A 23,960-nucleotide genomic window follows, 5' to 3' on the forward strand; every position below is an offset into this window, starting at 1 on the left:
GCGTTCCCCCCGTCAGCGGCGCGAGTCGTACGTCGCGTCGATGTGCTCGGCGACGGAGACGACCAGCAGCCGGGTCCCCGGCTCGGTCGCCCGCCACCGATGCCGGACCCCACCGGAGAGGAAGAGGGTGTCACCCCGGCCGAGGCGGTGGGCCCGGCCTTCGGCCTCCACCTCGACAGCGCCCTCCACGACGTACATCACCTCGTCGTTGCGGTGCTGGAACTCGCGTCCCAGATCCTGCTCGCCGATGAACTCCAGCGCGCTGAGCTGGTGCCTGCCGTGCACCAGCCGCCGTACCCCGTCCGCGTCACCCGCCCGTACGAGGTCGACCGCGCGCGCCGAGTCCGCCGCGGCCCGCAGCCGCTCGGTCGTGGTCTCCAGCGCCTGGGCCACGCGGTCCAGGGACCTGGGACTGGGTCTGGCCCGTTCGTTCTCGATCTGGCTGAGGAACGGCACGGACAGTCCGCTCCGCCCGGCCACCACGGCCAGAGTGAGTCCGAGTGTCCTGCGGCGCCGACGAACCGCGGCACCCACCCGAAGGGCTTCCTTCTCGTCCATGTCCGGCTCCCTCCCCGGATCGCCATCCTCCCGGTTCCCAGCACCCTACGCATGTCGCTCGCGGGAAGGAGGGGAAGTTTACGGACGGGAGCGGACGGAAACCTTCGGGGACTCCTTGGAACAAGCCTGAAGGGGACGGCTCCGGTGCGCTACCGGGGCCGTCCCCTTCGGGCTCGACAGGGCGTGGATCAGCTGCCGACGGCCGCCAGCTTGTCGACCACGTCCGGGTTGGCGTCCATCCAGCGGCGGGCGGACTCCTTCTCCTTGCCGGCGCCGCCCTTCTGCATCTCCACCTCGAGCGAGGCCAGCTGCGCCTCGGTGAGCTTGAAGTCCTTCAGCCAGCCGGTCAGCTCCGGGAAGTCCTTGGCGAAGTCCTTCTTGGCGACCGTGTGGATCTCGTCGCCCTTGCCCCAGGCACCCTTCGGGTCCTTGAGCTTCTTCAGGTCGTGCTTGCCGTAGGCCCAGTGCGGCGACCACAGGGTCACCACGACCGGCTCCTTCTTCTTGATCGACCGGTTCAGCTCGGCGAGCATCGAGGAGGTGGAGGAGGAGACGACCTTGTACTCACCCTCCAGGCCGTACTCCTTGAGCACCTTCTTGTTGAGCGTGCCCATCATCCCGGCGCTCGACTCGATGCCGATGATCTTGCCGTCGAACTTCTTGCCCTGGCCCTTGAGGTCCTCGAGCGAGTCGATGCCCTTGACGTACGAGGGAACCGTCAGCTCCAGCGACGTCGGCCCGTACCAGGAACCGAGATCGGTGAGATTCTCCTTGTACTGGTTCCAGTAGTCCTTGTGCGTCGTAGGCAGCCACGAGTCGAACTGGACGTCGAGCTGACCCTGGGCGATGCCGGTGTAGAGCGGGCCCGGGTCGAGCTGCTTGACCGTCGTCCTGTAGCCCCGGTCCTCCAGCATGTTCTGCCACAGGTAGGTGCTGGCGATGGCCTCGTCCCACGGGAAGTACCCCATGTTGACGGTCTTCCCCGCGTCCTTGCCCTGCTGCGTGCCGCCGGCGCCGCCCGGCACCGGTGCCAGCTTGTCCACGAGGCCCGGGTTCTTCTTCAGCCAGGCGCGGACGCCGTCCTGCTCCTTGCCCTGGCCGGCGTTCTGGATCTCGTTCTCGAGGCTGGTGAGCTGCTTCTCGGTGAGCTTGAAGTCCTTGAGCCACTTGGCGACGGCGGGCGACTTCTTCGCGAAGCCCTTGTGCGCGACGGTGTGGACCTCTTCGCCCTTGCCCCAGGCACCCTTCGGGTCCTTGAGCTTCTTCAGGTCGTGCTTGCCGTAGGCCCAGTGCGGCGACCACAGGGTCACCACGACCGGCTCCTTCTTCTTGATGGAGGCGTTCAGCTCGGCGAGCATCGAGGAGGTGGAGGAGGAGACGACCTTGTACTCACCCTCCAGGCCGTACTCCTTGAGCACCTTCTTGTTGAGCGTGCCCATCATCCCGGCGCTCGACTCGATGCCGATGATCTTGCCGTCGAACTTCTTGCCCTGGCCCTTGAGGTCCTCGAGCGAGTCGATGCCCTTGACGTACGAGGGAACCGTCAGCTCCAGCGACGTCGGCCCGTACCAGGCGCCCATGTCGTCCAGCTGGTCGCTGTACTTGTCCCAGTAGTCCTTGTGCGTGGTGGGCAGCCAGGAGTCGGTCTGGAAGTCGATGTCACCGCGGGCGACACCGGAGTAGAGCGGGCCGGCGTCGAGCTGGGTCATGCCCGTCTCGAAACCGCGCTGCTCCAGGATCTCCTTCCACAGGAACGTGGACGCGATGCCCTCGTCCCAGGGGATGTACCCCATGTTGATCTTCTGGCCCTTGCCGACGTTCGTGCTGCCGCCGGCCTGCGAGGCCTCCGAGTCCGAGGAACCCGCGATGTTGAGTCCGCCCGCGACGAGCGCGAGGACGATGACACCGGTCATCGCGACGGCGGTTCCGGGCTTGTAGTGCGCGAACTTCAGCTTCCGCGCACCGGCGGCCACCTTGGCGGCCGCGCGGCGGCCGAGCGGGGAGACCCGCTCGTTCAGCGCACCGGTCATCCGGTCCAGGTACATGGCGAGGATGACGACGGCGATCCCGCTCTCGGCGGCGAGGCCGACCTGGAGCTGGGTGATCGCGGCGTAGACCTTCTCACCGAGGCCGCCGGCACCGGCCATGCCGCCGATGACGACCATGGAGAGCGCCAGCATGATGACCTGGTTGATTCCGGCCATGATCGTCGGGAGCGCGAGCGGCAGCTGCACACGGGTGAGGGTGTGCTTCGGCGTGGTGCCGAAGGCCTCGGCAGCCTCGACCAGCTCACTGTCCACCTGGCGGATGCCGAGTTCGGTCATCCGGACGCCGGGCGGCATCGCGAAGACGATCGTGGCGATGACGCCGGGGGTGACGCCGACGCCGAAGAACATGACGCCGGGGATCAGGTAGACGAAGGCGGGCATCGTCTGCATGACGTCGAGCACCGGCCGCAGCGCGGAGCTGACGCGGTTGTTGCGCGCCGCCCAGATACCCGTGGGCACCGCGATCACGATGGTGATGACCGCTGCCACGACGACCAGCGAGAGGGTGGCCATCGCCTCGTCCCAGAGGGCGAGGGAGTCGATGAGCGCGAAGCCCACGAAGGTGGCCGCCGCGGGGATCACGCCGCGCAGCCAGAACGCGATGACGGCGAAGATCCCGGCCATCAGGAGCGGCTCACCGCCGCTGAGCACGGCGTTGACGCCGTCGTACATGCCACCGAGGACGGTCTTGATGAGGTCGAAGATCCAGGTCAGGTTCGACTGGAGCCAGTCGACGGCGTCCTCGACCCATGAACCGAAGGAGAGCCTAGGCACCGGCGATCGCCTCCTTCTTGACCTCGCGCTGTTCCGGTACCTGCTGGTGGACCTGCGGTTCCTCGCCGAGGGCGGCCAGGAGCCTCTCCCGCGGCACGACGCCGATGACGGCGCCGTCCTCACCTGTGACGGCGACGTCCGCGCCGCTGGTGGAGCAAGGGGTGAAGAGCTCGGCTATCGGGGTCTCCGAGGTCACCGTCGCGGGTGCTTCCGACAGCAGGTCTTCGTGGGAGCGGCCCGGAGCGGGCGTCTCCATGATCGAGCCGGCCGTGAGCACCCGGGAGCGGTCGACGTCCTGGATGAAGGACGCGACGTAGTCGTTGGACGGCCTGACGAGGATGTCCTCGGCGGTGCCCTGCTGCACGATCTCGCCGTCACGCATCACAGCGATGCGGTCGCCGAGGCGCATGGCCTCGTTGAGGTCGTGGGTGATGAAGACGATCGTCTTCTTCAGCCGCTTCTGCAGTTCGAGCAGCTGGTCCTGCATGTCGCGGCGGATCAGCGGGTCGAGCGCGCTGAAGGACTCGTCCATCAGCAGCAGGTCGGCGTCGGTGGCGAGCGCGCGGGCCAGGCCCACACGCTGCTGCATGCCGCCGGACAGCTCGTCGGGCCAGGACTTCTCCCAGCCGGCGAGTCCGGTCATCTCCAGGGCCTCCGCGGCGCGCGCCTCACGCGCGGCCCGCGGCACACCCTGGACCTCCAGGCCGTAGGCGGCGTTCTCGAGCACACTCCGGTGAGGGAAGAGCGCGAAGTGCTGGAAGACCATGCTGATCTTGGTCGAGCGGACACTGCGCAGCTCGCGGGGGCTGAGCGCGGTCAGGTCCTGACCGTCGAACAGCACCCGGCCGGCGGTGGGCTCCAGCAGGCCGTTGAGCATCCGCAGCAATGTGGACTTGCCGGATCCGGAGAGTCCCATGACGACGAAGATCTGGCCCGGTTCCACGGTGAACGAGGCGTCGATCACCGCTGCGGTCGTTCCGTCGGCGCGCAGCTCGTCGCGATGGGTACCGCCCTCGAGCTTCCGCACGGCTTGATCGGGTCGTCTGCCGAACACCTTGTACAGGTGCTCCGCTTGCAGCCTTGACACATACACCTCACGCGTTGAACCGAAACGGTCTGCCACCCCCGCCGGCAGACCGTGGAGCGGCGCGGATTCGGCCCGCAGAACACGCGCATCGTTGAAAAATGGACGTGATCCGCTCCAGTGCCGCGCCTGCCCTCACTTACACAACCCAAACACGCGTGTGACCCAGTTCACTTGTATGAATTCGCCATTCCGGGAACCACCCGCTCCACCCCGCGTGGGTGTCGGAGGGGTGCGGCATCATCGGGGGTGTGACGCGACGCCTGATGCTCCTCGACACCGCCTCCCTCTACTTCCGCGCCTACTTCGGCGTCCCCGACTCGGTGCGCGCACCGGACGGCACGCCGGTCAACGCCGTGCGCGGACTGCTCGACTTCATCGCCCGGCTCGTGCAGGACCACCGGCCGGACGACCTGGTGGCCTGCATGGACGCCGACTGGCGGCCGCAGTGGCGGGTCGACCTGATCCCGACCTACAAGGCGCACCGGGTGGCCGTCGAGACCACCGCCGGGATCCCCGACGAGGAGGAGATCCCCGACACCCTCTCGCCGCAGGTCCCGGTGATCGAGGAGGTGCTGGACGCCCTCGGCATCGCCCGGGTGGGCGTGGCCCCCTACGAGGCGGACGACGTGATCGGCACCCTGACCGGGCGTGCCACCGGCCCCGTGGACATCGTGACCGGGGACCGCGACCTCTACCAGCTGGTCGACGACTCCCGCGCGGTGCGGGTGCTCTACCCGCTGAAGGGAGTGGGGACGCTCCAGGTGACCGACGAGGCCTGGCTCCGCGGGAAGTACGGCGTGGACGGCGGCGGGTACGTCGATCTGGCCCTGCTGCGCGGCGACCCGAGCGACGGGCTGCCGGGGGTGCCGGGCATCGGCGAGAAGACGGCGGCGAAGCTGCTGGACGCCTACGGCGATCTGGCCGGGATCATGGCCGCGGTGGACGATCCCGCGGCCCGGCTGACCCCGTCGCAGCGCAAGCGGCTGGACGAGGCGCGGGACTACGTCGCGGTCGCCCCGAAGGTCGTCCGTGTCGCAGGGGACGTACCCCTGCCGGAGTTCGATCCCGCGCTCCCGCGCGAACCCCGCGACCCGGCGGCCCTGGAGGCCCTCGCCACACGGTGGGGCCTGGGGAACGCCCTGCAGCGCCTTCTCGTCACACTCCAGGCGTGAAGGTGCTAACTTAGGCAATCCTAAGTTATTGGTACGTCACCCGAGTCGAGAGCAGGGGAGAACCCCGTGGCAGAGCGGCCGCAACGCCGGACACCGCAGGCGCAGGGAGCGCAGGTCCTGCGCACCGAGCAGATCACCCCGCACATGGTTCGCGTGGTCCTCGGCGGCGAGGGCCTGGCCGGCTTCACGCTCGCGGGGTACACCGACCACTACGTCAAGCTGTGCTTCGCACCCGAGGGCGCGGACTACGCCCACCCCTTCGACATGGCGGCGATTCGCGAGGAGTACCCGCGCGAGCTGTGGCCCACCACCCGCACGTACACGGTCCGCTCCTGGGACCCCGGTGCCGGTGAACTCGCGATCGATTTCGTCGTGCACGGCGACGAGGGCCTGGCCGGCCCCTGGGCGGCGCGGGCGCAGCGCGGCGACCAGGTGACCTTCCTGGGGCCGGGCGGCGGTTACGCCCCCGAGGCCTCGGCGGACTGGCACCTGCTGGTGGGCGACGAGAGCGCGCTGCCCGCGATCGCCGCCTCGCTGGAGCACATGCCCCAGGGCGCGCGGGTGCACGCCTTCGTGGAGGTGCCGGACGCCTCGGAGGAGCAGAAGCTCGTGGCGCCGGACGGCGTCTCGGTGACCTGGCTGCACCGCGGTGACCGCCCCGTCGGAGAGTCCCTCGTCGCGGCGGTGAGCGCGCTGGAGTTCCCCGAGGGCGAGGTGCAGGCCTTCGTCCACGGCGAGGCGGGCTTCGTGAAGGAGATCCGGCGCCACCTCCGGCTGGAGCGCGGCATCCCTCTTGGGCAGCTGTCGATCTCGGGTTACTGGCGCCTCGGCCAGAACGACGACGCGTGGCGCGCGGTCAAGCGCGAGTGGAACGAGCAGGTGGAGCGCGAGCAGGAGAGCGCCGGCTGATCGTCCCCCGCACCCCCCGTGAAGAACCCGGTCGCGGTCCTCGGACAGCGGCCGGGCTCCGTCCTGCCTCACCGCGGATGGGCGCGGGTCGACGGCGGGCGGCTCACCGCCCGCCGGCCCCCGCAGCCCCCTCCCCGTCGCCGTACGCGCGGGCGGAGGCGTCCACGTGGGCGAGCCGCCGCAGGGCGCCCAGCATGGCCTCCCCGAGCACGGTGCCGACGACGACGCTCTCCACCAGGTCCTCGCGGGCCACCCGCCGCCGCACGTAGTCGATGTCGGCGTGGGCGACGGGCTCCGCCGCGTCCGCGTAGACGTCGAGCAGCTCGACGAATCCACCGTGGCCCGCCCTGTGCAGCGCCGCCAGCACGCCCGCCAGGGCCTGTGCCGCCGCGTTGCCCTCGTCCACCCGCCAGCCGCGCCGCGCCAGCAGCGCGGCGACCTCCTCGCGCGCCTCGGCCGACTCGGGCCCCGCGTCCCCGGACTCCGCGGCCTCCGTGGGCGTGATGCGGTTGGCCGCCACGCCGAGCACCTCGTGCACCGGCTGTCCGGGGTCGTCGACCGCCGTCAGGACCTCCGCGATGGCGGACAGCGACAGCCCTCCGACGTCCAGGAGGGCCCTGATCAGCCGCAGCCTGCGCTCGTGGCCGTCGCCGTAGCGCGCCTGGTTCGGGCTGGTCAGCTCGCCCGCGGGCAGCAGCCCCTCTCGTACGTAGTACTTGATCGTCGGAACCGGAACACCGGACCTCCGACTCAGTTCACCGATGCGCACTGCGTGTTCACCCTCCAGGAGCTTGCCAAGCCGACCCCCATCATAGATAGTCCCCCTATCGGATAGCGGACAGCACCACTATCCATATTTACAAGGGGGATCCTCATGCAGTCCTGGCGTACGTGGCACCGGCCGTTAGTCCTCTTCGCCGCCTCGATGATCGTGATGTCCGTCGTCGGAGCGGTGGGGGTCCTGGTTGACGACCGGGTCCTCGCGGGCGCGCCGATCTGGGCCAAGCCGTTCAAGTTCGCCGTCTCGTTCGTGGTCTACGCGGGCGCCCTCGCCTGGATGCTGACGCTCCTGACCCGCGGCAGGCGCGCGGGCCTGTGGGCCGGCACCGTCGTCGCCCTCGCGTGTGCCGGGGAGATGGCGGTCATCACCGCTCAGGTGATCAGGGGGAAGCGGAGCCACTTCAACCAGGCGACGCCGTTCGACTCGACGCTCTACGACGTCATGGCAGCCACCGTCGTGATCCTCTGGGCGGGAACCCTGGCCATCGCACTCCTCCTGCTCCGGACACGGATCGCCGACCGCGCCTCCGCCTGGGCGGTGCGGTCCGGGATCCTGATCGCCCTGGTGGGCGCCGGGCTCGGCTTCCTGATGACGCGGCCCTCCGCCGGGCAGATGGCGGCGGGCGGTCTCGACACCGCCGACGTGGTCGGTGCCCACGCGGTCGGCGTACCGGACGGCGGGCCCTCGATGGCTCTCACCGGCTGGTCGACGACGGGCGGCGACCTGCGCGTCCCGCACTTCATCGGCATGCACGCCCTGCAGGTGCTCCCGCTGTTCCTCCTGGCCCTGGTGTTCCTCGCGCCCCGGATCACCCGGCTGCGCGACCCCCGTGTACGTCTGCGCCTGGTGATCGTCACCTCCGGCGCCTATGCCGCGGTCGTCGCACTGGTGACCTGGCAGGCGCTGCGCGGCCAGGCGCTGGTCCGTCCCGACGGTGCGACGCTCACCGCCGCGGGCCTGATCGCCGCCCTCACGGCCGCCGGAGTCCTCGTGGCACTGCGCCCGGGCGCCCCCGCCGCCCCGGCCGGTGCGGCGGACGCGGAGCTCGTGTCATGACCGGTGCGCTCTTCGAGATCACTTTTATGGCGGCCGCCCCGTTCTGGCTGCTCATGATCCTCGCTCCGGGGTGGGCCCCCACCGCACGGGTGGCCGCCTCGCCCCTGACCGTCCTGCCGGTACTCACCCTCTGGGCGGTGATGGCCGCCCCGGTGTTCCCGGAGCTGTGGGCCGCGGTGAGCAGCCCCGACATCGACACGTTCCGCGAACTGACGGCGCTGGCGAACGGTGCCGGAGCGGTCTGGGCGCAGATCATCGCGTGGGACCTCCTGCTGGGCCAGTGGATGTTCCTGGAAGCGCGCAGACTGGGGCTCTCCCCGCTGGTGACGGGACCGCTGCTGGTGCTGACGGTCCTGCTCTCCCCGCTCGGACTCGTGGTCCTCCTCGTCCTCCGCGCGGCCGTAGGATCCAGGTCCCGAACGGTTGGACCCACGCACACGGGTTCCGGCCCGCCGGACCGGTAGCCGGCCGCTCCGCGGGCCGCGGGACCGCCGACTCGACGATCTGCTCGACGATCCGCAGGACCTTCGACCAATCCACCAGGGCGCCGGCTCCGAATCATCCAGGAAACCGATGCGTGCTCCGGGAGGACCGTCCGCGTGAGAGAAGCCGTACAGATCAGTGGGGTCCCTTCCCCGGGCCCCGGCCTGGAGGACCTGCTCGTCCAGGTCGCCCGTGGTGACCAGGACGCCTTCACCCGGGTGTACGACCACGTCAGCGGGCCGGTCATCGGCCTGGTACGGAGCGTGCTCCGCGACCCGGCCCAGTCGGAGGAGGTCGCCCAGGAGGTGCTGGTCGAGGTGTGGCGCACCGCTCCCCGCTACCAGCCGTCCCGCGGCAGCGCCATGAACTGGGTGCTGACGCTCGCCCACCACCGCGCGGTGGACCGGGTCCGGTCCGCCGAGGCGACCGCGGCGCGGGAGCACAAGGCCGCGCTGCTCGATCACACGCCGGACTTCGACGAGGTGTCCGAGCAGGTCGAGAGCCGGCTGGAGCGGGAGCAGGTCCGGCGCTGTCTGCGGACGCTCTCGGAACTCCAACGGGAGTCGGTGACGCTCGCGTACTACCGCGGACTGACCTACCGGGAGGTCGGCGAGCTGCTGTCCGTCCCCTTGGGAACCATCAAGACACGGCTGCGCGACGGACTCATCCGGCTGCGTGACTGCCTGGGGGTGAGCGCATGAGCACGGCCGAGTTGCACACGCTGACCGGGGCCTACGCCCTGCACGCGCTGCCGGAGGACGAGCGCCTCTCCTTCGAGAGGCATCTGGGGGCGTGCGAGGCCTGCACCCAGGAGGTACGGGAGCTGTCCGCCACCGCCGCCCGCCTCGGGCTGGCCGTCTCCGCCACCCCGCCGCCCGCGCTGCGGGACAGGGTGCTGCGGGACATCACGACCGTACGGCAGGAGCCGCCGCCCCCCGGGCGCGGCTCCCGCTCAGGGGCCGCCCCAGGCCGGGCCCGTCGCTGGTCGACGTACGCGCTGGCCGCGTGCGTGGCCGCCGCCGCCGCCTTCGGCGGGGTCGCCGTGTGGCAGAACCAGGTCGCGCAGGACGCCCGGCAGGAGGCCGCGCAGGCGCAGCAGCACAACGAGCAGGTGGCACGTGTGCTGACCGCTGCGGACGCCACGACCAGCACGTCGGACCTGGCGAACGGCGCGCGGGGCACGGTGGTGGTCTCCAAGAGCGTCAACCGCGCGGTCTTCCTGGCATCGGGCCTGACCCGGCCGCCCAGTGGCAAGGTGTACGAGCTCTGGTACAACGACGGGGACGCCATGCGTCCCGCCGGTCTGATGAACCCGTCAGCGACCGATGACGCGGTGCTGATGGACGGCCCCGTGGACGGCGCCTCCGGCATGGGCATCACCGTCGAGCCCGAGGGCGGTTCCGAGCAGCCGACCACGGAACCGCTGGCCCTGGTGGAGTTCAAGGACGCCTGAGCCCCGCTCCCGCCACGCTGCCCCCGCGCTCCCCGGGCGCGGCCTCCCACCGAGGCCGTGCCCGGGGAGCGCGTCGTTCTCCTGAGTAGCGGCACCCCAGGAGCTGATGCAGGGTGGGGAAGGGCGCGGCCCCCTGTGATCACCGGTCATGGTGCGGGTCGCGCAGCGACTCCGATCCCCGCAGCGCCTGAGGACAGGTGGGGCCATGAGCACCGTCGAAGAGACGATCGAAGTAGCCGTGCCGGTGAGTACGGCCTACAACCAGTGGACTCAGTTCAAGAGCTTCCCGCGGTTCACGACCGTCGTGAAGAGGGTCGAGCAGATCCGCCCCAATCTCACCCGCTGGGTGGTCGGGTTCGGTCCCGTGCGACACGAGTTCGACGCGGAGATCGTGAACCAGCGGCCCGACTCCCTCATGACGTGGCGGAGCCTGGGCCCTCGTCTCGCTCACCGGGGCGAAGTGACGTTCCGTGAGACGCCTTCGGGCCGTACCGAGGTGTCCGTGCGCATCAGCGCCGGGCCTCACGGCCTCCTCACGCGCGCCCCGGGGTTCGTGCGACGTGTGGTGCGGACCGAACTCGCTCACTTCAAGGAGTTCATCGAGGGCCTGGGGCGGGAGGGCGGCGCCTGGCGTGGGACCATCCGCGACGGCCACGTCCGGCCCACGGAGCCGCAGCCGGCCAGGAGCCGGGTCCCCCACTGGCCCGTCGGCTGACGAGCCTGTCCGAGAGCAAGAGAGCGAGAGGGCACGCCCGATGAAGAAGGCCCCGCGCGAAGAGCCGGACGAACAGCTCACCGTGACTCCGCCCAAGGAGTGGGCGGCGGGGGTTCCCGCCGTGACGCACGCCCTGGAGTACTCCCTGGCGGAGACGTCGGTCCGGCGGACCGGGCTGACGTTGCTGACGATGAACCAGGTGGGGGGAATCGACTGCCCCGGGTGTGCCTGGGCCGATCCGTCCCCCGGCCACCGTCACCTCAACGAGTACTGCGAGAACGGCGCCAAGCACATCAACGACGAGGCGACGTCGCGGCGTGTCACGGCCGGCTTCTTCCGCCGGCACACGGTCTCCGAACTGGGCCGGCGGTCCGACCGCTGGCTCAATCAGCAGGGCAGGCTCACCGAACCGATGGTCAAGCGGCCCGGCTCCGACCACTACGAGCCGATCAGCTGGCACGACGCCCTGGGGCTGCTGGCCGAGGAGCTCAAGGCGCTGGACTCGCCCGACGAAGCGGTCTTCTACACCTCGGGGCGGGTCAGCAACGAGGCCGCCTTCCTCCTCCAGCTCTTCGCCAGGGTCCTCGGCACCAACAACCTGCCCGACTGCAGCAACATGTGCCATGAGTCCAGCGGCTTCGCGCTGCACGAGACACTGGGCACCGGCAAGGGCACGGTCAGCCTCGACGACATCCACCACGCCGACCTGATCCTCGTCGTGGGCCAGAACCCCGGCACGAACCACCCCCGTCAGCTCTCGGCGCTGGAGGAGGCCAAGAGGAACGGCGCCCGCGTCATCGCGGTGAACGCGCTGCCGGAGGCCGGCCTCCTGCGGTTCAAGAACCCCCAGGAGCCGCGCGGGGTCGTCGGGCGCGGCGTCCGGATCGCCGATCAGTTCCTGCAGATCCGCAGCGGCGGCGACCTCGCGCTGTTCCAGGGCCTGAACCGGCTGCTGCTGGAGGCGGAGGACGCCAGGCCGGGCAGCGTCCTCGACCAGGATTTCATCCGCTCGGACACCAGCGGCTTCGAGGAGTTCTCCCGTCACGCCCGGACCGTCGCGTGGGAGGACGTTCTCAGGGCGACCGCGCTGACCCGCGAGGAGATCGAGAAGGTCAGGGACGAGGTTCTGCGCAGTGAGCGCGTCATCGTCTGCTGGGCGATGGGGGTGACGCAACACAGGCACGGAGTCCCCACGATCAGGGAGATCGTCAACTTCCTGCTGCTGCGCGGGAATCTCGGCAAGGCCGGAGCGGGGGCCTGCCCGGTACGCGGTCACAGCAACGTCCAGGGCGACCGGACGATGGGCGTGTGGGAGCAGATGCCCGACTCCTTCCTCGACGCACTGCGGGAGGAGTTCGGCTTTGATCCGCCACGCGCCCACGGGCTCGATTCGGTGAACTCGATCAGGGCCATGCGCGAGGGCCGCGTCAAGGTGTTCGTCGGCGTCGCCGGCAACTTCGTCCGGGCGGCTCCGGACAGCGGCGTCACCGAGGACGCCATGCGGCGGTGCGGTCTCACCGCGCACGTGTCCACCAAGCTCAACCGGTCCCACACCGTGTGCGGACGGACCGCGCTGATCCTGCCGGCCCTGGGCCGCACCGAGCGGGACATCCAGGCGACGGGCGAGCAGTTCGTCACCGTGGAGAACTCGATGAGCGAGGTGCACAGCTCCCACGGGCGCCTGGAGCCGGCGTCCAAGGTCCTGCTCAGCGAGGTCGCCATCCTGTGCCGCCTCGCTGCCCGGACCCTCGACGGCGGCGCGGGAATCCCCTGGGCGGAGTTCGAGGCGGACTACGGCACCATCCGTAACCGCATCGCCCGCATCGTGCCCGGGCTGCACGACTTCAACCGCCGGGTGATCCGTCCCGGTGGCATCAGGCTGCCCAACCCCGTCAACGAGGGCGTCTACGCCACCGCCACCGGCAAGGCCATGTTCACCTGCAACGACTGGGAGATGCTGGACGCCCCCGAGGGGCACCTCGTGCTGCAGAGCCTGCGTTCCCATGATCAGTGGAACACCGTCCCGTACACGGACAACGACCGCTACCGGGGCATCCACGGGAGCCGCCGGGTGGTCCTGGTGAACCCCGATGACGTCACCCGGCTCGGACTGGCGGCGGGGCAGAACGTCGACCTGGTGAGTGTCTGGGAGGGCGGCGCGGACCGCCGCGCGGAGAACTTCACGGTGGTGCCCTATCCGACGGCGCACGGCTGCGCCGCCGCCTACTACCCCGAGACCAACGTCCTGCTGCCGCTGGACAGCGTCGCCGAGTCCAGCAACCAGCCGACGGCCAAGGGCATGATCGTCCGGCTGGAACCCACGGGGGACGGCGCGGGCGTCATCCGCTGACGAGGCTCGCGACGAGGTTGATGGCCGTGGCGAGGATGCTGGTCCCGAACACGTAGGACAGCAAGGTGTGGCGCAGCACGATCGCCCGGATCGTCGAACTGGAGACGTCGGTGTCGGACACCTGGTAGGTCATGCCCAGGTTGTAGCTGAAGTAGAAGAACTCCAGGTACGCCGGCTGCCGGCGGGAGTTGAAGTCGATGCCGCCCGCTCCCTCCGTCCCCTCGTCGTAGTACACGTAGGCGTAGCGGGTGGCGTACATCAGGTGCAGCGCGGCCCAGGCCATGAAGACGCCGAAGAGGGCGGTGGCGGCCCCGGCGTGGCCCTTGTCGGCGTCCCCGATCAGGAGCAGCAGCACGATGGCCAGCAGGCCGCACAGGGCGACCGCCACCACCACGAGTTCCTCGATGAGGGGTCTGAAGTCCTCGCGGCGGGCGTTGCGGTGGGTGGCGGCGGCGTCCATCGGCCAGAGCACCGCCCATCCCGCGACGACGAAGGCGAACTGGGTCGCGGCGATCCCGGCGAGCACCCCCAGCGCCGCCTGGGTCGTCCATCCGACGGCCACACCCACCACGACTCCCAGTCCCACCGCACGGACGAGACGGGGGACGGCGTCCAGCGGCGACCAGTTGCTCATGGGCCGGAGGGTATCCCCGGGGCCGCCCACCGGCCCGGCACCGAGCGCCTCCCGGGCGAGGCGCACTGCTCCGGGCGCGTGCGGGAGGTACACATCGGACATGCCGACTCCGCGCAGATCCGCCCGCCCCGTGCCTCGGCACGGTGGGTGGCGTTCACTCGCCGGGGCGGGCCGCCGCGTGCTCTCCCCGCGCGGTGCGCTGTCCCTGCGCGACGCGGAGGGATCCCTGCTCTTCGCCGCGCGGGCCGCCCTGGCCGTGGGGCTGATCGCCGTCCCCCTCGTGTGGACGGGGCGGCCCGGCCTCGCGGTCTACGCGATGCTGGGCGCCTTCACCACGACCTTCGGGCGCGACCTGCCCTATGCACGCCGTTCACGCGTCCTGGCCGTCACCGCCGTGGCCATGACGGCCTGTGTGGGCTGCGGTGCGGCGCTCGCGGCGTGGGCCGGCCCCGGGGACGCGGGGGCCGTCGCCGTGGTGGTCGCGGCGACCGCGCTGGTCGCGGGTGCCGCGAAGTTCGCCTGCGACGCGACACGGCTCAGAGGGCTCGGCGCGATCATGCTGCTGTTCTCGTTCGCGGTGGCGGCCAACGGCCCGGCGACCGGCGCCGATGTGCTTCCCTTCACGGCGCTCGCGGCGGCGGGGGCGGCGTCGGCCTGGCTGCTGGCGGCCGCGGACTGGCTCGTCCACCCGCACCGGCCGCAGCGCCTGGCGGTGGCCACCGCCCTGCGCAGGGTCGCCGGTCTGCTGGAGACCGAGGATGCCGGGAGCGTGCCGCGTCACACCCGCCATCGGGCGACCGTCGCGGTCCTCCACGCGTACCAGTGCCTCGGCTACCCGCCGCCGGCCGCCGCGGCGCGGACCGGACCGGCGCGCGACGCGGTCTTCATGCGGCTCACCGACCTGTGCTGGGCCCTCCTCGTCGAATCCGAGCGGGCCACGCTCGGCGCGCCGGCCCGGACCGCTCACCATCTGCGCCGCCAGGCGCGCCTGCTCGGTGTCCGGCACCGGAGGGTCCTCGTCCTCCCGGAGCTGCGTTCCCGCCTCGACGCGACGGCGCCGTTCCAGGAGATCGAGGAGGGCGGGGAGTCCGGTCCTGCGCGGGCTCCCGCGGTGTCGGCCGACACCGCCGCGCTGCGCGCGACCGAACTCCTGATCGGGCCGACGGGCAGCTCCCGCCACTACGGCCCTCTGGTCGTCTCCGCCGTGCGGATGACGCTGGGCACCGGTGCGGCAGGAGGTCTGGCCGTGCTGCTGGACCTGGAGCACGGCTACTGGGCGGCGATCTCGGCCGCGGCGGTCCTGCACTCCGTCAATCTCCGCACCACGGCGCAGCGCGCGGCGCAGCGGGCCCTGGGCACAGCGGTCGGCCTGCTGCTCGCGCTCGCCGTCCTCGGGGCGCGGCCGGAGGCCCTGGTGCTCGTCCTGGCCATCGTGGGTCTGGAGTTCCTGCTGGAGTGCGTCGTGGCCCGCAACTACGGTCTCGGGGTCGTCTTCCTCACGCCGCTGGCGCTGCTGCTGAGTGACCTGTCGACCCCCGCGCCGGCCGGGGAGCTGATCCTGGACCGGGTGCTCGGCAGCGGACTGGGCATCGTCGTCGGGCTGGTGTGCGCGCTGCTGGTCGTCCACGACCGGGCGGCGGTACGGGTGGACCACGCCCTGGCCGCGTGCACGGAGGCGGCCGATCTCGCCGAACGGTCCCTCGCCGGGTCCGGCGGGCCCCGGCCTTCGCCCGTGCAGATGCGACTGGCCGCGGCGGCCGTGGAGCTGCGGGAGGCCGACGACGCGGCGGCCGGTGAACTGCTGCCGGCGGGGATCGACCCCTCCCGGCTCGCGGCCGCCGAGCGGCGCGCCTACGAGCTGCTCGGCCGGCTGGACCGGCGCGGGCCGGGGCGCTGACGGGCGCCCCGGGCCCGCTGCCTCACCCGGCCACCCGTCGGTCCCCGTGTCCTCCGGGCGGGCGCGGGAAGAAGCCGCTGGTGCGGGCCCGGTACTCCTCGTAACCCGGCCGTCCGGCCATGTGCCGCTCCAGCAGGGCCTTTCCACTGCCCATGGTCAGCAGGAGGCTCATCACGACGGGGGACACGAGCGTCGCGGCCGCGACCGCGGGCTCCTGGCAGACGATGAGGAACAGCCCCCACCAGACACAGAAGTCGCCGAAGTAGTTGGGGTGGCGGGTCCAGGACCACAGGCCCCGGTCCATGATCCGCCCCTTGTTGGCGGGATCCGCCTTGAACCGCGCCAGCTGGGCGTCCCCCACCGCCTCGAAGACGAGTCCCACCGCCCACAGCCCGGCCCCCGCCCACGCCCACCATGCCGGCGGTCCCGTCAGGTAGCAGGCGGCCTGCACCGGCAGGGAGATGAGCCAGACGAGCGCGCCCTGGAGGAGGTAGACCTTGCGCAGGGCGTAGAGGGCGGGGCTGCCCGGCGCCTTGGCCAGCATGGCCTCGTAGCGCGGATCCTCCCCGTGGCCCCGGCCCCGTCGGCCGATGTGCACGGCCAGCCGCAGGCCCCAGACGACGGTGAGCACGGTGACCAGGAGGCGGTTGCCGCCGTCCCCGTCCCCGGCCGACATCGCGTACGAGGCGAGGGCGACGGCCGCGAAGCCGAGACCCCAGGCCACGTCGACGATCCGGTGCAGCCCCTTGCGCAGGGCCACCAGGAACGTCACGAGCATGACGCCGAGGGCCGCCCCGGCCGCCACGGCCAGGTTCTGGGCGAACTCCCCCCATCCGAAGGCGCTCACGGGGCGTCCGCCCGGTCCGGTGCCACGGCCTGGTGCGGAACGTGGGCGCTCTCCGCGTACCAGCCGTGCCGCGTGGCGGGCAGGCCCGCCGTGCCCTCCGCGTCGGGCCGCACCGAGAGGATCTGGTCGACGCCCATGCGCCGTTCCTCGAAGGCGAGGGCACCGCCGACCAGGTAGAGGCGCCACACCCGGGCCGTCTCCTCGCCCACCAGGGCCACGAACTCGGGCCAGCGCTCCTCGAGGGTGCGGCGCCAGGCCTCGACGGTCAGGACGTAGTGCTCGCGCATCGACTCGACGTCGCGCACCTCGAGTCCGGCGCCCTCCAGCAGCCCGACGGTCTCACCGAGCGGGCGCATGTGCATGTCGGGCGCGATGTACGACTCGATGAACGCGCCGCCGCCGGGAGCGGTCGTACCACGGGACATCTGCTGGACCAGGGCGCGCCCCCGCGGCCGGAGCACCGAGTGGAGCAGCCCGGTGAAGGCCGGGTACTCGGCGTCGCCGACGTGTTCCCCCATCTCGACGGTGGACACGGCGTCGTACCCGCCCAGGAAGCCGGGCAGACCGGCGACGTCGCGGTAGTCGCAGCGGTGGACCTCGACGAGATCCCCCAGGCCCCGCGCCTCCACCTGACCGCGCACGTAAGCGGCTTGCTCCGCGGCGAGGGTGACGGCGGTGACCCGCACGCCGTGCCGGGCTGCCGCGTGGAGCGTCAGGGAGCCCCAGCCGCACCCGATGTCGAGCAGCCGCGCGCCGGCCGTCAGCCCGAGCTTGCGGCAGATCAGCTCCAGCTTGTCGCGCTGGGCGTCGGCGGGCCCGTAACCGGGGGCGTCGCTGGTCCAGTAGCCACAGGAGTAGGCCATGGTCTCGTCGAGCAGCAGGGAGTAGAAGGCGTTGGACAGGTCGTAGTGGTGGCTGATGGCCGCCCGGTCGCGCGCCTTGCTGTGCAGAGCGCCCCGGAGCCCCGCACGGGACCGGGGAACCGGCGGGCGGGGTCCGACGGCGCCGAGGCGCAGGGCCGTCCCCGCGGCCCGGAGGCGGTCGGCGACGGCGGGGCGGGGAGCCCGCAGTCCGTGGTCGCGCCCGGCGCGGCGCATGGCGCGCAGACCGTCCGCGAGATCGTCGGCGAGGTCGATGTCACCCGTGATATAGGCCTCGGCGAGGCCGAGTTCGCCCGGCTGCCACAGAAGGCGGCGCAGTGCCCGCCGGGAGCGGACGTGTACGGTCGGCGCGTCCTCGGGGCCGGTCTCGCTGCCGTCCCACATCCTGATCCTGACCGGCGGCGGGCCGCCGAGGAACTGCTCGACGACCGGCGCGATCCGCTGAGCGGCTCCGGTGCCCGGGGTGTCGGTAAGGGTGTTCACGCGGTGTCCTCACGGGTCAGGAGAATCTGCTGCACATCGAGGTAGCCGGACCTGAATCCGGCCTCGGAGTAGGCGAGGTAGAAGGACCACATACGGCGGAAGGTCGCGTCGAAGCCCAGCGCGTCGACCTGGGCGGCCCGCTCCTCGAAGCGCGCACGCCAGAGCCGCAGGGTCTCGGCGTAGTGCATGCCGTAGGTGCTGCGCTGCCTCGTGCGCAGGCCGGTGTGAGCGGTGGTGACGCGCTCGACGGCCTCGGTGGAGGGGAGCAGCCCGCCGGGGAAGATGTACTTCTGGATCCAGGTGTAGGTGCTGCGGCTGGCGAGCATCCGGTCGTCCGGCATCGTGATGGCCTGGAGCGCGATCCGCCCGCCGGGGGCGAGGCGGCTCTCCAGTGTCCGGAAGTACTCGGGCCAGAACTCCGCACCGACCGCTTCGATCATCTCGACGCTGACGATCGCGTCGTACTCCCCGGTGATGTCGCGGTAGTCGCAGAGCCGCACGTCGACCCGGTCCTCGTGGCCGGCCTCACGGATCCGGGCCCTGGCCAGCTCCCGCTGTTCCCGGGAGAGGGTGACGGTGGTGACTCGGGCGCCGCGCGCGGCGGCGCGTACGGCGAGTTCGCCCCAGCCGGTGCCGATCTCCAGCAGCTCCGTGCCGTGGCGCACGCCGGCCAGGTCGAGCAGCATGTCGATCTTGCGGTGCTGGGCGGCGGGCAGCAGGTCGTGCTCGGCCGGGAACCCCCGGAAGACGGCCGAGGAGTACGTCAGTGTGTCGTCGAGGAAGAGCGCGAAGAGGTCGTTCGACAGGTCGTAGTGGTGGCTGATGTTGTCACGGGAGCCCGCCGGGGTGTTGGCCTGCGAGGCGGGCTGCCGGAGCGCCCACAGGCCCCGCAGCTTCTGGAGGGGGGCGGGCACCAGTTCCGCCGCGTTCCCCGCGAGGACGGTCAGGACGCCGACGAGGTCGGGTGAGTCCCACTCGCCCGCCATGTACGACTCGCCGAAGCCGATGAGCCCGCCCGCGCCGATCCGCCGGAAGAAGGCGTCGGGCCGGCGGATCTCCATGAGGGGTCCGCCCAGGCCGATGCTGTCGCGGCCGGCGAGCCGGGCGCGCAGCGGCAGCCGGGAGAGGGCGTGCCGTACGAGCCGTTCGGCCACGGCGGTCCGCACTCCGGAGACCTTCGGCTGAGCCGCCACATCGGGCCAGCGGACGGGGTCCACGCGCACCGGGGAGGGTGTGGCGGACCGGGTCTGTGCCGGGACGGTGCCGCCGCGGGCGGGAACCGCGGTCGGGGCGGGAGGGGTGGAAGAGGTGGGCACCTTCACTGCATGCCTTCCTGGGTGTGGTGACGTGGACGTGGTTGTACGGGCAGCCGGCGCAGGAAGAGCCGGATTCCGTGCAGGCGGATGGCGGCGGACACCACCGCGGTGGAGAAGGGGTGGCGCAGGAAGAGGCGGACCAGTTGGGCGGGCGTCCCGGGGCGGCGGGTGCCTCGTACGGTCGCCGTGAACGGGCGTGATTCCTCGCGTTCCAGGTGGATCGTCAGGTTCAGCCGCCGGTCGGGCTCGGGCAGCCGCATCCGGTAGTCGCCGTCCACCGGGAAGAACGGCGACACGTAGAAGTCCTTGCCGGTCACCGCCCGGTCCGCGGCGTCCGGGCGCAACAGGTAGCAGTGGCGCTCGCCGTAGGTGTTGTGCACCTCGGCGACGACGCAGAGGGGGGTGCCGTCGGGGCGGTGGCACCAGTAGACGGTCAGCGGGTTGAAGACGTGGCCGAAGACCCGGGCCTGGGTGAGCATGGTGACGGTGCCGTCGCCGAGGTCGACGCCCCGGGCCGCGAGGAACCGTTCGAGTCCGGCGCGGACGGTGGGTGCCGTGCCGCCGAAGTGGTCGGCGGCGTCGAAGCCGGCCAGTGGACGCAGCACGGCCGGCAGCCGCGGCGGGCTGTCCGGGTCGATGAGCCACAGGTAGGTGCGGTGCCGCAGCGCGTACCTGCGGGGCGCGGTCCGTACGTGGGTGATGGTGCACGGGTAGAGGGCGCCGCTCACCAGGTCACCCCCAGCGCGGCGGCCGCCTCGACCCCGGACCGGCAGCCGTCCTCGTGGAACCCCCACCCGTGGTAGGCCCCCGCGTAGGCGGTGACGGGCCCCGAGAGGGCGGGCAGCCCGGCCTGGGCGGCGACCGACTCCGGGGTGAAGACGGGGTGCTGGTAGACCATGCGGGCCCGTACGCGGTCCGGGTCGACCCGGTCGGCGCCGTTCAGGGTGACGACGAACCGCTCGGGGGCGTCCAGGCGCTGGAGGCGGTTCATGTCGTAGCTGACGGTGACCCGGTCGGCGTCGGCCGCGCAGGACGGCATCAGGTAGTTCCAGGACGCCGCCGCCCCCCGGCTGCGGGGCAGGAGCGTGGTGTCGGTGTGCAGCAGCGTGGGGTTGTGGGAGTAGCGGAACGCGCCGAGGGTCCGCCGCTCCTCGTCGGTGGGGTCGGCGAGGAGCCGGAGCGCCTGGTCGGGGTGGGTGGCGACGACCACCGCGTCGAACTCCTCGGTGGTGCCGTCCTCCGTGACGATCTCCACGCCGTCCCCGTGCCGGCGGACCGTCCTGACCGGGGTGGCCGTGCGCAGGGAGTGGACCTGCTTGGCGACGCGGTCGACGTACTCGCCCGAGCCGCCGGTGACGGTGCGCCAGACCGGTGAGTCGCCGATCGACAGCATCCCGTGGTGCTCCAGGAACCTGAAGAGGTAGCGGGCCGGGTAGCGCATCGCGGTCACCGGGTCGCAGGACCAGACCGCGGAGACCATGGGCGTCAGGAAGTGGGCCGAGAAGTACGGGGAGAAACGCCCGCGCGCCGCGAAGTCGCCCAGGGTCGTCGGCCCCGTGCCTTCGGGCAGCGCGAGCAGGGCACGGGCCGCGCGGTGGAAGCGGGGAACCTCGGTCAGCATCCTCAGGTAGGGACCCCGGAACACGGACCCGGGCCGGGCGAACAGTCCGGCGGCGCCCCGGGCCCCCGCGTACTCCAGTCCGCAGCCCTCGCACCGCACGGACATGCTCATCTCCGACTCCTGGGTGGCCACCCCGAGTTCGCCGAAGAGCCGCAGGAGGTGCGGATAGGTCCTCCGGTTGTGCACGATGAATCCCGAGTCGACGCGGTGCGTCCGTCCGTCCGACGAGGTCAGGTCGTGGGTGTGCGCGTGCCCGCCGACCCGCTCGTCGGCCTCGAGGAGAGTCACGTCGTGCGCCTTCCCCAGGACGTGCGCGGCAGTCAGGCCCGCGACCCCGCTCCCCACCACGGCTGTGCGCTGCCGCTCCCTTGTCATTCGGTTCCCTCCGGTGTTCCACGCCTGGCCAGGGCGCTGCTTCAGCGCCCCTCAGAGGTCATTCGTGGCCGGTGGCGTCGCGGATTGGCCGATGATCAGACTTCCTTCGATCGAGTGAACGACCAATCCGCCGGGCGATCAGCGCCGAACTCCCGGTGTGAGAACAGACCGATACGTTTCGCAGAAGCAAGGGACTCCCGGCGCCCGGCGAGCCCGCTGGGCGCGTGCCGCTTTCGCCGCGCTCAGCGGTGTGATCGCCGGGTTCACCGCCCTGTGCGTCGCCGAACTGGTCGCCGCTGCCGTGCGTCCGGAGGCGGGTCCGGTCACGGCCGTGGGCGGGGCGGTCATCGACCGCACCCCCGCGGCCGTCAAGGACTTCGCCGTACGGAACTTCGGCACCGACGACAAGCTGGTCCTGCAGCTCGGGATCCTCGTCCTCCTGGCGGTCTTCGCCATGGCGGTGGGGGTCCTGGCGCTGCGGCACCGGTGGACCGGCGCTGCGGCCGTACTGGTCTTCGGCGTGGTCGGGGCAGTCGCCGCGATCGGCCGGCCGGAAGGCCGTCCGCTCGACGCACTGCCTTCGGTCGTGGGCGCGCTGCTGGCCGCAGGAGTGCTGTATCTCCTGGCCGGACGGCTGGCCCCGGCCCCCGTTCCGCCTCCCGCGGCTGGGGAGACGGACGGCGGGGCGCAGGGCACCTTCGACCGTCGCGGATTCGTCATCGCGGCGACCGCGGCGGCGGCGGCCTCGGCCGGCGCGGGGCTCGTGGGGCGACGGCTCCAGGCTTCCCAACTGGCCGGGGTCTCCGCCTCACGCGGTGACATCGTGCTCCCGTCCCCGGGCTCGGCCGCTCCCCCGATACCGGGGAAGGCCGAACTGGGTATCCGGGGTCTCAGTTCCTTCACCACCCCGAACAAGGACTTCTACCGGGTGGACACGGCTCTGGTCGTCCCGCGCGTCGACGCCGACGAGTGGCGGCTCCGGATCCATGGGAAGGGGGTGACGCGACCCGTCACCCTCGGCTTCCAGGACCTCCTGGGGCGCGAGCTCGTGGAGCGCGACATCACGCTGACCTGCGTGTCCAACCAGGTGGGCGGCCCTTATGTGGGCACGGCCCGGTGGATCGGCGTGCGGCTGGCCGATCTGCTGCGCGAGGCCGGGGTGAAGCCTCCGTCGAAGGGCGGGCGGGCCGACCAGATCGTGTCGCGCTCCGTGGACGGGATGACGATCGGGACGCCGGTCGAAGACGTCATGGACGGGCGCGACGCCCTGCTCGCGGTCGGCATGAACGGCGAACCACTGCCGTTCGACCACGGCTTCCCGGTCCGGATGGTCGTCCCCGGCCTGTACGGCTACGTCTCGGCGTGCAAGTGGATCCAGGACATCGAGCTCACGACGTTCGACGCGTACGACGCCTACTGGGTCAAGCGCGACTGGTCCCGCGAGGCACCGATCAAGACCCAGTCACGGATCGACACCCCGCGCCCCTTCGCCGCCCCGCGGGCGGGGACCGTGCCGGTCGCCGGTGTCGCCTGGGCCCAGCACCGGGGCATCGCCCGGGTCGAGGTCCGTGTGGACGGCGGCGAGTGGCACACCGCCCGGCTGGGTGCCGAGGCCGGCCGTGACACCTGGCGCCAGTGGGTGTGGGAGTGGCCCGCCACGACCGGCCACCACACCCTCGAGGTCCGCGCGACGGACCGCGGCGGCGCCACACAGACCGACAAGCGGGTCGGCACCGTACCCGACGGTGCGACCGGCTGGCACTCGGTGGTGGTCGACGTGACCTGACTACCGACCAGCCCGCCGAACTCTCTCTTTCCTTCCCTCTGTTGAACAACGATCCTTACAGGAGAACACCATGAACAACCGTCACCTCCGCCGCATCGCCGTCGCCGCCTCCGCCGCGGCCCTCCTGCCGCTCGCTCTGACCGCCTGCTCCGGCGACTCCGACAGCACCTCGTCCGACTCCGGTGCGGACAAGGCCGCGTCGAGCGCCCCGGCCAAGGAGACCGAGAGCGCCGCGACCATGGACGAGCCCTTCGGCCCGGGCTGTGCGTCGGTCCCGAAGGACGGTGCGGGCTCGTTCGCGGGCATGGCCCAGGACCCGGTCGCCACGGCCGCGTCGAACAACCCGGCGCTCTCCACTCTCGTCGCGGCGGTCAAGCAGGCCGGCCTCGTCGACACCCTGAACAGCGCCGAGAACATCACGGTGTTCGCTCCCACCAACGACGCCTTCGCCAAGATCCCGAAGGCCGACCTGGACAAGCTGCTCGCGAACAAGGCCGAGCTCACCAAGGTGCTCACCGCGCACGTGGTCGGTCAGAAGCTGACGCCGCAGCAGCTCGAGAAGGGCTCCTTCGACACCCTGGCCAAGACCAAGCTGACGACCGCGGGTTCGGGCGAGGAGTACACCGTGAACGACTCCTCCAAGGTCGTCTGCGGCAACGTCCCGACCGCCAACGCGACGGTCTACATCGTCGACACCGTCCTGATGCCCGCGAGCTGAGCCCGCGGGCCGTCGC

21 protein-coding genes are annotated in these 23,960 nt (G+C 71.5%); 11 read left to right on the forward strand and 10 right to left on the reverse strand.

From position 1 onward, the window contains the following. Window positions 1–12: 12 nt before the first annotated feature. The 3 genes from ACIRJR_RS22535 to ACIRJR_RS22545 all read right to left on the reverse strand — a co-directional run bounded on the left by ACIRJR_RS22535 (window position 13) and on the right by ACIRJR_RS22545 (window position 4,467). Window positions 13–558 (reverse strand): helix-turn-helix domain-containing protein, encoded by a 546-nt coding sequence (locus ACIRJR_RS22535; protein WP_403783549.1) that lies wholly within the window; start codon window positions 556–558, stop codon window positions 13–15. Between the two features lie 188 nt (window positions 559–746). Further along, the gene (locus ACIRJR_RS22540) at window positions 747–3,380 is read right to left on the reverse strand and encodes an ABC transporter permease/substrate binding protein (RefSeq protein ID WP_403783551.1); all 2,634 of its coding nucleotides are present in this window, start codon (window positions 3,378–3,380) and stop codon (window positions 747–749) included. Then, on the reverse strand, window positions 3,373–4,467 hold the full coding sequence (locus ACIRJR_RS22545; protein WP_403783553.1) for a glycine betaine/L-proline ABC transporter ATP-binding protein: 1,095 nt from the start codon (window positions 4,465–4,467) through the stop codon (window positions 3,373–3,375). The genes ACIRJR_RS22540 and ACIRJR_RS22545 overlap by 8 nt, the downstream gene beginning before the upstream one ends. A 263-nt stretch (window positions 4,468–4,730) precedes the next feature. Between ACIRJR_RS22545 and ACIRJR_RS22550 the strand changes: the two genes are divergently transcribed. After that, on the forward strand, window positions 4,731–5,639 hold the full coding sequence (locus ACIRJR_RS22550) for a 5'-3' exonuclease H3TH domain-containing protein (RefSeq protein WP_403783659.1): 909 nt from the start codon (window positions 4,731–4,733) through the stop codon (window positions 5,637–5,639). Window positions 5,640–5,705: 66 nt separating this feature from the next. Further along, window positions 5,706–6,548 (forward strand): siderophore-interacting protein, encoded by an 843-nt coding sequence (locus tag ACIRJR_RS22555; RefSeq protein WP_403783555.1) that lies wholly within the window; start codon window positions 5,706–5,708, stop codon window positions 6,546–6,548. Between the two features lie 103 nt (window positions 6,549–6,651). On the opposite strand, the gene ACIRJR_RS22560 is transcribed toward ACIRJR_RS22555, so the two are convergent. Continuing rightward, a complete protein-coding gene (locus ACIRJR_RS22560; RefSeq protein WP_403783557.1) occupies window positions 6,652–7,317 on the reverse strand; it encodes a MerR family transcriptional regulator in 666 nt (221 codons plus the stop codon). Between the two features lie 156 nt (window positions 7,318–7,473). Here ACIRJR_RS22560 and ACIRJR_RS22565 point away from each other — a divergent pair, with 156 nt between their 5' ends. From ACIRJR_RS22565 to ACIRJR_RS22590, 6 genes are all read left to right on the forward strand, one after another. Next, window positions 7,474–8,385, forward strand: coding sequence for a hypothetical protein (locus tag ACIRJR_RS22565; RefSeq protein ID WP_403783559.1), 912 nt, complete (start codon window positions 7,474–7,476; stop codon window positions 8,383–8,385). Next, window positions 8,382–8,849: an ABA4-like family protein gene (locus ACIRJR_RS22570; protein ID WP_403783561.1), complete on the forward strand. Its 468-nt coding sequence runs from the start codon at window positions 8,382–8,384 to the stop codon at window positions 8,847–8,849. The genes ACIRJR_RS22565 and ACIRJR_RS22570 overlap by 4 nt, the downstream gene beginning before the upstream one ends. Before the next feature lie 135 nt (window positions 8,850–8,984). Next, window positions 8,985–9,569, forward strand: coding sequence for a sigma-70 family RNA polymerase sigma factor (locus tag ACIRJR_RS22575; protein ID WP_403783563.1), 585 nt, complete (start codon window positions 8,985–8,987; stop codon window positions 9,567–9,569). After that, a complete protein-coding gene (locus ACIRJR_RS22580) occupies window positions 9,566–10,321 on the forward strand; it encodes an anti-sigma factor domain-containing protein (RefSeq protein ID WP_403783565.1) in 756 nt (251 codons plus the stop codon). Before ACIRJR_RS22575 ends, ACIRJR_RS22580 begins: the two co-directional genes overlap by 4 nt. A gap of 205 nt (window positions 10,322–10,526) precedes the next feature. Further along, entirely contained in the window at window positions 10,527–11,036 is a 510-nt protein-coding gene (locus ACIRJR_RS22585) for an SRPBCC family protein (protein WP_403783567.1), read from the forward strand. A 40-nt stretch (window positions 11,037–11,076) separates the two neighbouring features. Further along, window positions 11,077–13,386: an FdhF/YdeP family oxidoreductase gene (locus ACIRJR_RS22590; RefSeq protein WP_403783569.1), complete on the forward strand. Its 2,310-nt coding sequence runs from the start codon at window positions 11,077–11,079 to the stop codon at window positions 13,384–13,386. Here the strand turns inward: ACIRJR_RS22590 and ACIRJR_RS22595 are convergent. Further along, window positions 13,376–14,020, reverse strand: coding sequence for a DUF1345 domain-containing protein (locus ACIRJR_RS22595; RefSeq protein WP_403783571.1), 645 nt, complete (start codon window positions 14,018–14,020; stop codon window positions 13,376–13,378). The genes ACIRJR_RS22590 and ACIRJR_RS22595 overlap by 11 nt on opposite strands. A 100-nt stretch (window positions 14,021–14,120) precedes the next feature. Here ACIRJR_RS22595 and ACIRJR_RS22600 point away from each other — a divergent pair, with 100 nt between their 5' ends. After that, window positions 14,121–15,917, forward strand: coding sequence for an FUSC family protein (locus ACIRJR_RS22600; protein WP_403783573.1), 1,797 nt, complete (start codon window positions 14,121–14,123; stop codon window positions 15,915–15,917). A gap of 22 nt (window positions 15,918–15,939) precedes the next feature. Here ACIRJR_RS22600 and ACIRJR_RS22605 read toward each other — a convergent pair whose 3' ends face one another. The 5 genes from ACIRJR_RS22605 to ACIRJR_RS22625 form a co-directional block, all read right to left on the reverse strand. Further along, window positions 15,940–16,764, reverse strand: coding sequence for a DUF1295 domain-containing protein (locus ACIRJR_RS22605; protein ID WP_403783575.1), 825 nt, complete (start codon window positions 16,762–16,764; stop codon window positions 15,940–15,942). Further along, window positions 16,761–18,128, reverse strand: coding sequence for a class I SAM-dependent methyltransferase (locus ACIRJR_RS22610; RefSeq protein WP_403783577.1), 1,368 nt, complete (start codon window positions 18,126–18,128; stop codon window positions 16,761–16,763). Before ACIRJR_RS22610 ends, ACIRJR_RS22605 begins: the two co-directional genes overlap by 4 nt. Beyond that, window positions 18,125–19,351, reverse strand: a complete 1,227-nt coding sequence (locus tag ACIRJR_RS22615) for a class I SAM-dependent methyltransferase (RefSeq protein WP_403783661.1) — start codon at window positions 19,349–19,351, stop codon at window positions 18,125–18,127. The genes ACIRJR_RS22610 and ACIRJR_RS22615 overlap by 4 nt, the downstream gene beginning before the upstream one ends. A gap of 95 nt (window positions 19,352–19,446) precedes the next feature. Beyond that, window positions 19,447–20,172, reverse strand: coding sequence for a DUF1365 domain-containing protein (locus tag ACIRJR_RS22620; RefSeq protein WP_403783579.1), 726 nt, complete (start codon window positions 20,170–20,172; stop codon window positions 19,447–19,449). After that, window positions 20,169–21,440 (reverse strand): NAD(P)/FAD-dependent oxidoreductase, encoded by a 1,272-nt coding sequence (locus ACIRJR_RS22625; RefSeq protein WP_403783581.1) that lies wholly within the window; start codon window positions 21,438–21,440, stop codon window positions 20,169–20,171. Before ACIRJR_RS22625 ends, ACIRJR_RS22620 begins: the two co-directional genes overlap by 4 nt. Before the next feature lie 157 nt (window positions 21,441–21,597). On the opposite strand from ACIRJR_RS22625, the gene ACIRJR_RS22630 reads away from it, so the two are divergent. Further along, window positions 21,598–23,226: a molybdopterin-dependent oxidoreductase gene (locus tag ACIRJR_RS22630; protein ID WP_403783583.1), complete on the forward strand. Its 1,629-nt coding sequence runs from the start codon at window positions 21,598–21,600 to the stop codon at window positions 23,224–23,226. Window positions 23,227–23,296: 70 nt separating this feature from the next. Next, a complete protein-coding gene (locus tag ACIRJR_RS22635) occupies window positions 23,297–23,944 on the forward strand; it encodes a fasciclin domain-containing protein (RefSeq protein ID WP_403783585.1) in 648 nt (215 codons plus the stop codon). The last annotated feature ends 16 nt before the right edge of the window (window positions 23,945–23,960 follow it).

Origin of the sequence: Streptomyces sp. NPDC102402 (assembly GCF_044765765.1) — a bacterium.
Lineage (GTDB): Bacteria > Actinomycetota > Actinomycetes > Streptomycetales > Streptomycetaceae > Streptomyces.

What these genes read in the sequence shown, in the direction of transcription:
- ACIRJR_RS22595 (WP_403783571.1), bottom strand. Translation starts at nt 14,020, where the DNA reads ATGAGCAACTGGTCGCCGCTGGACGCCGTCCCCCGTCTCGTCCGTGCG.
- ACIRJR_RS22565 (WP_403783559.1), top strand. Translation starts at nt 7,474, where the DNA reads ATGATCGTGATGTCCGTCGTCGGAGCGGTGGGGGTCCTGGTTGACGAC.
- ACIRJR_RS22600 (WP_403783573.1), top strand. Translation starts at nt 14,121, where the DNA reads ATGCCGACTCCGCGCAGATCCGCCCGCCCCGTGCCTCGGCACGGTGGG.
- ACIRJR_RS22590 (WP_403783569.1), top strand. Translation starts at nt 11,077, where the DNA reads ATGAAGAAGGCCCCGCGCGAAGAGCCGGACGAACAGCTCACCGTGACT.
- ACIRJR_RS22550 (WP_403783659.1), top strand. Translation starts at nt 4,731, where the DNA reads ATGCTCCTCGACACCGCCTCCCTCTACTTCCGCGCCTACTTCGGCGTC.
- ACIRJR_RS22635 (WP_403783585.1), top strand. Translation starts at nt 23,297, where the DNA reads ATGAACAACCGTCACCTCCGCCGCATCGCCGTCGCCGCCTCCGCCGCG.
- ACIRJR_RS22585 (WP_403783567.1), top strand. Translation starts at nt 10,527, where the DNA reads ATGAGCACCGTCGAAGAGACGATCGAAGTAGCCGTGCCGGTGAGTACG.
- ACIRJR_RS22535 (WP_403783549.1), bottom strand. Translation starts at nt 558, where the DNA reads ATGGACGAGAAGGAAGCCCTTCGGGTGGGTGCCGCGGTTCGTCGGCGC.
- ACIRJR_RS22580 (WP_403783565.1), top strand. Translation starts at nt 9,566, where the DNA reads ATGAGCACGGCCGAGTTGCACACGCTGACCGGGGCCTACGCCCTGCAC.
- ACIRJR_RS22625 (WP_403783581.1), bottom strand. Translation starts at nt 21,440, where the DNA reads ATGACAAGGGAGCGGCAGCGCACAGCCGTGGTGGGGAGCGGGGTCGCG.
- ACIRJR_RS22570 (WP_403783561.1), top strand. Translation starts at nt 8,382, where the DNA reads ATGACCGGTGCGCTCTTCGAGATCACTTTTATGGCGGCCGCCCCGTTC.